General features: G+C 51.9%; 8 protein-coding genes and 2 tRNA genes. 2 read left to right on the plus strand and 8 right to left on the minus strand.

What is annotated here, in order from left to right; all coding sequences use genetic code 11:
• The 4 genes from A918_RS0109825 to A918_RS0109840 all read right to left on the minus strand — a co-directional run.
• The coding region (locus A918_RS0109825) for an outer membrane protein (protein ID WP_022710896.1) at positions 1-590 on the minus strand (590 nt) is incomplete at its 3' end.
• A gap of 199 nt (positions 591-789) precedes the next feature.
• On the minus strand, positions 790-1560 hold the full coding sequence (radC, locus tag A918_RS0109830; protein ID WP_033316033.1) for a DNA repair protein RadC: 771 nt from the start codon (positions 1558-1560) through the stop codon (positions 790-792).
• Positions 1561-1836: 276 nt separating this feature from the next.
• Positions 1837-2640 (minus strand): YggS family pyridoxal phosphate-dependent enzyme, encoded by an 804-nt coding sequence (locus A918_RS0109835; RefSeq protein ID WP_022710898.1) that lies wholly within the window; start codon positions 2638-2640, stop codon positions 1837-1839.
• Positions 2641-2758: 118 nt separating this feature from the next.
• Positions 2759-4246, minus strand: a complete 1488-nt coding sequence (locus A918_RS0109840; RefSeq protein ID WP_028233632.1) for a PLP-dependent aminotransferase family protein — start codon at positions 4244-4246, stop codon at positions 2759-2761.
• 140 nt (positions 4247-4386) lie between these two features.
• Here A918_RS0109840 and A918_RS0109845 point away from each other — a divergent pair, with 140 nt between their 5' ends.
• Both A918_RS0109845 and pdxY read left to right on the plus strand, forming a co-directional pair.
• Positions 4387-5622: a benzoate/H(+) symporter BenE family transporter gene (locus A918_RS0109845; RefSeq protein ID WP_022710900.1), complete on the plus strand. Its 1236-nt coding sequence runs from the start codon at positions 4387-4389 to the stop codon at positions 5620-5622.
• Positions 5622-6467, plus strand: coding sequence for a pyridoxal kinase (gene pdxY / locus A918_RS0109850; protein WP_022710901.1), 846 nt, complete (start codon positions 5622-5624; stop codon positions 6465-6467). The genes A918_RS0109845 and pdxY overlap by 1 nt, the downstream gene beginning before the upstream one ends.
• Before the next feature lie 46 nt (positions 6468-6513).
• On the opposite strand, the gene map is transcribed toward pdxY, so the two are convergent.
• From map to A918_RS0109875, 4 genes are all read right to left on the minus strand, one after another.
• Positions 6514-7341, minus strand: a complete 828-nt coding sequence (map, locus tag A918_RS0109855; protein WP_022710902.1) for a type I methionyl aminopeptidase — start codon at positions 7339-7341, stop codon at positions 6514-6516.
• An 81-nt stretch (positions 7342-7422) separates the two neighbouring features.
• Positions 7423-8127 carry a DNA/RNA nuclease SfsA gene (sfsA, locus tag A918_RS0109860; protein ID WP_022710903.1) on the minus strand — a complete coding sequence of 235 codons (705 nt, stop codon included), beginning with the start codon at positions 8125-8127 and terminating at the stop codon, positions 7423-7425.
• Positions 8128-8221: 94 nt separating this feature from the next.
• Positions 8222-8296, minus strand: a tRNA-Glu gene (locus A918_RS0109865).
• Between the two features lie 240 nt (positions 8297-8536).
• Positions 8537-8611, minus strand: a tRNA-Glu gene (locus tag A918_RS0109875).
• Between the last annotated feature and the right edge of the window lie 266 nt (positions 8612-8877).

Raw genomic sequence — 8877 nt, forward strand, 5'->3', positions numbered from 1 at the left:
TTTTCATAACGTGTGTCATTCACGCTGGTTTTTACGCCATTGTGACGCATATAGTTATATTCTGCTTTGACAGAGAACGGACCGGAGAGCTGTTGCTCAACACCAACGCCCATCTGTACGCCGCCAGCCCATTTGCTGCCGGATGTAACATTGTCTTTTGGTTTGAAACGGGTCAGGCCATAACCGACAGTACCGTAAACCAGAGTCTTGTCCATGGCATAACCGGCTTTAACCTTGGCTACACCGCTCCATGACTGCTGCAGACGGCCGCCATCCTGAATTTTATGTTCCGCTTCACCGAAGTTGCCTTCGACTTCACCACCATAAACGAAGTTGCCGGACTGGAAGTTCTTACCGGCGACGATACCGCCCATTGCCGAAGTACGGCTGGAGAACGGGCTTGGTGTTTTGGAAGAGGTGGTGCCGAGATGCGCGCCGACATAGTTACCTTCCCATGTCGCAGGCGCATCATAGCTCGATGAGCTGTCATTGTAGTTATAGTCATTATTGAAGGAATCTGCTGCGAAAGCAGAAGCCTGTGTAAGTGCCAGCGCGAGTGCTGCTGTGCTGATAAGTGTAAAGTGACGCATAGTCCGGCTCCGTATTTGCCATGTGAGGCAATCTTGAAATTTGTCTGGCGCCCGAGTCTTTTTAGTCTTGCGCCTTTGAGCCGGTTATGCCGGTTAATTGTGACCAATTTGGTTTGTTTATGTCATGTTTCTGTTAAGCCGGTCTTATTGTTTTATTTATAATTAATAATGGGTTAACAGGATTTTTGTGCGTATTTTTTCAGATAAGTCCGAGGCCGCGCATACTGATATGACCGGCTTTGCCGATGATAATATGGTCGTGTACAGCGATATTCAGCGGCGATGCAATTGAGATAATTACCTTAGTCATATCAATATCGGCGCGGGATGGTGTTGCGTCACCGGACGGATGATTATGGAATAAGATCAGGGCAGTAGAGGACAGTTCCAATGCCCGTTTGATGACTTCGCGCGGATAGACCGGTGTATGATCGACAGTACCGATTTGCTGTATTTCATCGGCGATCAGGCGGTTCTTCTTATCAAGAAACAGGATGCGGAATTGCTCACGGTTTTCATAGGCCATTGAGGTCATGCAATAGGCAATGACCTTGCTCCAGGAATCCAGCACATCCTTTTTCATGATTTCACTTTTGCCGGAACGGCGGGCACAGGCATTAAGCAGTTTGATATCCTGCGCGACGGCTTCACCACAGCCTGCAACTTCCCTTAGTAATTGCGGTTCTGCCCCCAGCACACCGGCAAAACTGCCAAACCGGTTGAGCAAAGCTTTGGCCAGCGGTTTGGTATCTGCCCGCGCAATGGTGCGAAACAACAAAAGCTCCAGCAGCTCATAATCAGCCAGAACGTCGTCGCCATGATTGTTGAAACGCTCGCGCAGACGCTGACGGTGGCCGCTATAATGGGGCTTGTTTTTCTTTGCGCTTGCAGAGGTTTTAACAGGCTGTTCCGGTTGCGGAGGTGTTTCTGCCGAACGAACCGGATGGTTTTCAGTTGCTGCGGCAGGCACAGACAAGCGGCCGGAAGGCTGTTGCATTATGCCAGCCTCGTTGAATATCTGCAGATGAAGTCTCTCATCAGCAGGCGGAAACAGATCTGTCTCATCCGCTGACGCAATTTTATTTGCCATACTGCAACGTGCCCCCGAATGCACAGATGGCTACCGCAGGGATGAGCGGTTTCCGTTTACAGATTAAACGGAAAATCTCAGAATGGTCTATCGGAAAATAGGTTTTAAGAGGCAGTTTAACAATTTAAGTATTTGATTATATTTCTTAAATTGTTTTTATGGTTGCGCTGATTGCTGTGTTGTGTCTGTCAGACCCGGCCAGTAAAAAGCATCTGCAGTCGGCCTTGGGCCAAAGATTGCCTGACCGACGCGGACAATATCCGCGCCTTCTTCAATCGCCGCCTCAAAATCACCGGACATGCCCATTGAGAGCTTGGTGATACCGGAATGATGCCGCGCCGCCTGATCACGCAGGTTGCGCAGAAGCCGGAAGCATGGACGTACTTTATTAAGATCAGAGCTGAACAAAGCAAGGGTCATCAGGCCGCGCGGTTTCAGCCGCGGAAAATCGGGCAGGCGCTCGATGAATGGCAGCAGATCATCGGGATGCAGGCCATATTTGCTGATCTCCCCGGATGTGTTGACCTGCACAAAGACATCCAGATCTTTGTTTTCACTTTCCAATCTGCGGTTCAGTTCCTCCGCTAGGCGAATACTGTCGAGCGCATGAAACTCTGTGGCGAAACGTGTGAGATATTTGACCTTATTGGTCTGGAGATGGCCGATAATGCTCCAGTTAATCGCAAGATCATCGAGTTTATCACGTTTATCGCGGGCTTCCTGAAGTTTGTTTTCGCTAAAATCTGTAATGCCTGCGGCAAACGCATAGCGCAGAATATGTGCAGGAACAGTTTTGGTAACCGGTAGCAGACGCACATCTTCTGGTCTGCGACCACTGCGCAAGGCTGCCGCAGCAATACGTTCCTGAACCAGCTGCAAATTCTGCGCAAACCGGATTGCGGGTGTTTCACCAAAGCGGGCAATATCTTCGGCAGAAAGGGTAGTGGGCAGCTGATCCATGGCATGTGTCTTTCAGTCGTGCTGCCTTGAGTGCAGGCAAAATACGACACAAGCATAGTATAGAAATGGCTGGCTTAGACCGGCCACTTTTGAATTCATGGGCAGGCCATTTGAAATTTCAGATTTTGATGTTCTGAAAAGCTGTTTTGAGCTTTTTAACGGCAATTTCCAGTTCTGCCGGTGTATAGGCCGCAAAGCCCATCAGAAAGCCGGCTCTGCCGCTGCCGGATGCATGAAGCGGCGATAGCTCCAGCAATTCGATGCCAACACGTCTTGCTGCATCAATGGCTGCACGTTCCGATATTTCGCAGATCAGCAGGCACGGCATTTGCAAGCCGCCGATTGGTACACGCGGTTCAATAAATTCGCTCAGATGTATCCCGACGAGTTTTGTCAGAACGTCGAGACGCTCGGCGTAAATATTGCGCATGGCACGGATATGCGCACCGAAATGCCCGCCCTCCATAAAACGGGCAAGGGTAAGCTGTGCGACAGATGCCGTATGCCCGTCCAGCAAGGTGCGCGCTACGGTCATGGGTTTAACCAGTTGCGGCGGCAGCACGATATAGCCAATGCGAAGACCCGGAAACAGAGATTTGGTGAAAGTGCCGATATAGATGGTGCGGTCATGGGGATCGAGCCCCTGCACGCAGGCTGTCGGCTTGCCGGTATAGCGAAACTCGCTGTCATAATCGTCTTCGATAATCCATGCCTGATGTCGGGATGCCCATTCGATCAATGCCAGACGCCTGTCCAGCGCCAGTGTTGCACCGGTCGGAAACTGATGGGACGGGGTGAGAAACACGGCTTTGGCTTTAAGCGGGTCTTCAAGAATATGCTCGGCAATAATGCCCTGCCGGTCAACGGGAATTGGCACGGGGATCAGTCCCGCCGCATCAAAAGCTCTGCGAGCGCCGTAATAGACCGGATCTTCAATGAAAATACTGTCACCGGCATCCAGCAACATATTGGCGCAGAGTGTCAGTGCTTGCTGCGAACTGGTCAGCACCAGCACACGGTCGGCGGTGGCACGGGCGCCACGCTCCAGATTGACATAATCGGCAATCGCACGGCGCAGCGGCTCAGTGCCTTGCGGATTGCCGTGCAGCAGTGCCTGCGTGCCGGTTTCTTTGAGAACCTGCCGTTCAAGCCGCTCCCAGAGTTGTATCGGGAAGCTGCGGGTTTCCGGCAGACCTGGTGCAAAAGGGCGGGGAACCAGTTGTTCACGCACACCGCCGCTTCGAAACATGGCATTGCCGCGTTTACTCAGGTTCGGCGCTTGATTGCGCGCAAGCGCATCGCGTTGCGAGAGCCTGCGCCCCGCCGAGAAGTCAGTCATCTCGGCCACAAAACTGCCACTGCCAACCCGACGTTCAATAAAGCCTTCTGCATGAAGCTGGCTATAGGCAGCCTCAATCGTATCACGCGAGACATCCAGCGATTTTGCCAAGGCGCGGGAGGCGGGGAGCGGTTTACCCGATGCCAATGCACCATTGACGATCAGTTGGCGGATGGCGCGCTGTATCCGTGCATGAAGCGGCATCGTGGCATGAGCCGGATGGGCAATCCATGCTTTGACAGATTCAAGTTGGGAGTGCCTGAACAATTGGTCTGGCTCCAAAGCGATAAGTGGATGGAGATAACAGACCATTCACAGGTTAAAAGTCAAGCGCATCATGACCATCCTGTGACCGTCGGCTTTATGCAGAACCGGCAGCGCCACAGCCATATTAGAGAGCCTGTCTTATGTCGCACACTATTCCGCCACCATCTCCTTTGCGCTTCAGCGATCTGACCCATCCGATTGTTGCCGGATTGATTTCGGTGATTGTCAATTACGGAGGGACTTTTATTCTGGTTTTTCAGGCGGCGAAAATTGCCGGTCTCAGCCCTGAGCTGACAGCGTCATGGGTCTGGTCTGTGTCTATTGGTGTCGGTGTAACGGGGCTGATACTGAGCTGGCATTTTCGTGAGCCTATTATCACCGCATGGTCAACGCCCGCAGCGGCTTTTCTGGTTACTGCACTCGCCACAACGCCTTATGCGGAGGCAGTCGGTGCTTATATTATCTCGGCGCTTGCTTTTGTTGTGCTGGGGCTTTCCCGCACATTCGAGAAAGTGATCCGGCTTATTCCGGCGAGTATCGCTTCCGGCCTGCTGGCTGGTATTTTGCTGCAATTCGGTATTGGTGCATTTGGCGGTGCAACCATTGATCCGCTGCTCGTTGGCGGGCTGATCGTCGCTTATGTTTTGCTCAAGCGCTTTACTGCACGCTATGCGGTGGTCGGGATTTTGGTGCTGGGCATCGGTTTTCTGCTGGTGCAGGGGCGGGTGGATTTCTCCAATTTGAGCCTCACTCTGGCAGCTCCGGTGTTTACAATGCCGGTCTTCTCACTGAATGCATTGCTGAGCGTTGCCCTGCCGCTATTCCTCATTACGCTGACCGGTCAATATATGCCGGGCATGCTGGTGCTGCGGAATGACGGTTTTAAAACCAGTGCCAATCCGATCGTCACAGTCACCGGTCTTGGCTCACTCATCATGGCACCATTCGGCTCCCATGCTTTTAATATTGCTGCGATTACCGCTGCGATTGCCACGGGTCGTGAAGCACATGAAGATCCGCGAAAACGCTGGATCGCCGGTATCGCCGCCGGTGTTTTTTATGTGCTTGTAGGCGTGTTCGGTGTCACGCTTGCTGCGGTCTTTATGGCCTTTCCATCAACATTTATCACCACGCTCGCTGGTCTTGCTCTGCTCGGCACCATTGGCGGCAGTCTGGCAGGCGCGCTGGCTGATCCGAAAACCCGTGAAGCGGCTTTAATCACTTTTCTGGCCTCCGCTGCCAATATTAATTTGCTGGGTATTGGCGGAGCGTTCTGGGGGCTGGTGATCGGTCTGGTTGCCTATATGTTGCTGAACGGACAGTTGCCGAAGCGGGGTCGTGAAGCGCTGGTCGCTGTCAAAGAAGGAGTAAAGTAATGTCGCAGCCATTATCAATGCAGACATCAGTGATTTCCATTCAAAGTCAGGTTGTCTACGGCCATGTCGGCAATAGTGCTGCGGTACTGCCAATGCAGGCGCGCGGGCTGAATGTTGCGGCAGTGCCGACGACATTGCTCTCCAACCATCCGGGCTATGAAACCATGCGCGGGCGGGTGCTGGAGCCGGAACTGGTGAGTGATCTGCTGCGCGGCGTGGAAGAGCGCGGCTTAATCAGTACCAGCCGCTATATTGTCTCCGGCTATCTGGGTTCGCGTGCCAATGGCGAGGTTGTGGCGGATTTTGTCAAACGGGCGCGTAAGATCAATCCGGAAATCATCTATATTTGTGATCCGGTGATGGGTGATACGGGGCTGGGGGTGTTTGTTGCCGATCCGGTGGTGGATTGTATTATCAATGAGCTGGTCCCGCTGGCAGATCTCCTGACGCCCAATCAGTTTGAAGTCGGGCTGATAACCGGAAGCGATACTTCATCCTTTGATATTTTGCAGGAAAAGGTATGGCAGATACAGGCGTTCAACAATGCGCGCTTGATTGCGACGGGCTGTATGTTTCCCGATACGCCTTATGGCTCGCTGGAGAATGTGGTGTTTGAAGGCGGGGAAGTGACAAGACTGACTTCGCCGCGTGTGCCCATTGTACCGGTGGGAACCGGCGACCTGTTCACCGGCACGCTGACGGCCAATCTTGCGCATGGCTGCACTCTAACAGAAGCTGCACGTAATGCGGCGACGACAGTGCTGAATGTTGTCAGCCGTACAGCAGAGCAGGGCGAACATGAGATGCAATTGGGGAGTGCAATCGATATATTGGTGCCTGCTTAATCCAAAAAAATGGCCGCGTCTTCGATAAGAGGACGCGACCATTTTGTTATTTGTTGCCAGTGGTGAAGAAAATATCCTTCGGCGACAGTGTGAAAATCTCACAGCCGTCTTTGGTCACACCAATTGTATGCTCATATTGTGCTGTCAGCGAGCGGTCGCGGGTGACGGCTGTCCAGCCGTCTTTCAGCACTTTCACATCAGGCTTGCCGAGATTAATCATCGGCTCGATGGTGAAGATCATGCCCTCGCGGATTTCCACGCCATCAGTCGCTTTGCCATAGTGCAGAATATTCGGTGCATCATGGAACAACTGCCCCACACCATGACCGCAGAAATCACGCACGGCAGAGCAGCGTTCTGCTTCTACATAAGACTGAATGGCCGCACCGATAGCGCCGGTTTTTGCACCCGGCTTTACAGCTGCGATACCGCGCAGCAGGCTTTCATAGGTGACTTCCATCAGGCGCTCGGCAGCACGTTTGATCTGACCGACTGCATACATGCGGCTTGAATCGCCATACCAACCATCCTGCAGGAAGGTGATGTCGATATTGAGAATATCGCCTTCACGCAGCGGCTTGTCATCAGGGATACCGTGACAAACAACGTGATTGATCGAAGTACAGGAGCTTTTGGTATAGCCGCGATAATTCAGCGTGGCAGGCACCACACCGCGATCGGCACCGAATTCAAAAACAAAACGGTCGATCTCATTGGTGGTAACGCCCGGTTTGACAATATCATTCAGCGCATCAAGACATTCGGATGTGATTGCGCAGACCTTGCGCATCGCTGCAAAACCTTCAGGTCCGTAAAGCTTGATCTGGCCTGTATATTTAAGCGGGGCGCTGTCGGCATTGACATAGGTTACCATCGGGTGATCCGTATACATGTTAGGACAGCACTCAGGCTGTACCGGAATTGACTGCCTTGCGACTAAGGCAAAGCAAAAGATTTACAGGTTCAGAACGGGAACCGTCTGATCCGCGATAATTGATTCAGGACTTATGTGGCACCGAATTGCGTAAGCCTCAACCCCATGCTGCCGCGCATTCGCAAATGCTGCGGCATAAGCAGGATCAAGATCGCCGCATATGGACAGAGAATCGCAATCCTGACGCTGAATAACGAAGACCATAACACCGCGGTGACCGGCTTTGACCATCTCGCTGAGCTCAACGAGATGTTTGGCACCACGGGCGGTTACACTATCGGGAAACTCTGCCAGTTGTCCTGTGCGCTTAAAATGCACATTCTTGACCTCTACATAGGTCTGTTGATGCGTTTCTCCAAGAAGCAATAAATCAATGCGGGAGTTCTGCCCGTATTTTTGTTCGCGCTTGAGCGTGGTGAAGCCGGATAATTGCGGAATCATGCCGGACAGGATCGCTTCCTCAGCAATTTTATTAGGCAGGCCGGTATTGATTCCGACCAGAGTGTCGTCGGCCTGCACGATTTGCAGCGTATGGGCATATTTGCGAGTCGGGCTGTCGGATATACTGAGCCATGCTTCTGAACCCGGCGTGGTCAGGCCGCGCATGGAGCCGGTATTGGGTACAGATGCGGTAATCAGTTCACCACTATCAAGCCGGATATCCGCCAGAAAACGTTTATAGCGCTGCAATAATGTGCCGCGAATAAGGGGAGAAGGAAAAAGCATGTTTCTGGTTAGATCAAAGCTGATCTGAATGCAAAACTGAATTTTTATTCTTGGAGATTTGTTTCCGGAAAACTGAATTTCTCAAGAGAGAAAGTGGTACGCCCAAGGGGAATCGAACCCCTGTCTGCGCCGTGAAAGGGCGCTGTCCTAACCGCTAGACGATGGGCGCCTGCCGGTGAGCGCTGTATAGCTAAGCCGTATTGAATGCGCAATAGGGAAAATGCAAAAAAAATACAAAATATGTGAAAAAAATCTGATGCTTATGAAAAAGCAACGAAACAGCCGGAATCAGAATCACGGCGGATTAAAACGCAATATGAAGTTCAGTTTCGAGTGTTTTGATTTAGTTCAGAAGGGGAAATTTTATATCTGATCCTGAGATCATTCATCTTCATCAGCCTGGAGAAGATGGTACGCCCAAGGGGAATCGAACCCCTGTCTGCGCCGTGAAAGGGCGCTGTCCTAACCGCTAGACGATGGGCGCCTGCTGGTGAACCGGCTTATAGCGGCATGATATTTATCGTGCAAGTGGGTAAAATAAGAAATTTGCAAAAAATGCAGATTTTTTTCATTTGGCAGTGCTCTGCCTGTGAATAAAGCCACGGAAGCGCTGCTTTTGTCGTGTGGAATTAAGTGTTTAGCGCTGAATGACGGGAGCTGAGGCGTGTTCGGGTGCCGTTTCGCCCTGCAAATAAATGCAAATCTGCCGCACAAATCACCAGAGCGGTTCAGAAAATGAAGACAGGGCCG

This window comes from Pseudochrobactrum sp. AO18b, from assembly GCF_000409565.1.
Taxonomy (GTDB): domain Bacteria; phylum Pseudomonadota; class Alphaproteobacteria; order Rhizobiales; family Rhizobiaceae; genus Pseudochrobactrum; species Pseudochrobactrum saccharolyticum.

Bases quoted from the DNA above. Each gene is read 5' to 3' on its own strand.
- A918_RS0109835 (WP_022710898.1), bottom strand. From the start codon at position 2,640: ATGGATCAGCTGCCCACTACCCTTTCTGCCGAAGATATTGCCCGCTTT.
- A918_RS0109845 (WP_022710900.1), top strand. From the start codon at position 4,387: ATGTCGCACACTATTCCGCCACCATCTCCTTTGCGCTTCAGCGATCTG.
- pdxY (WP_022710901.1), top strand. From the start codon at position 5,622: ATGTCGCAGCCATTATCAATGCAGACATCAGTGATTTCCATTCAAAGT.
- map (WP_022710902.1), bottom strand. From the start codon at position 7,341: ATGGTAACCTATGTCAATGCCGACAGCGCCCCGCTTAAATATACAGGC.
- sfsA (WP_022710903.1), bottom strand. From the start codon at position 8,127: ATGCTTTTTCCTTCTCCCCTTATTCGCGGCACATTATTGCAGCGCTAT.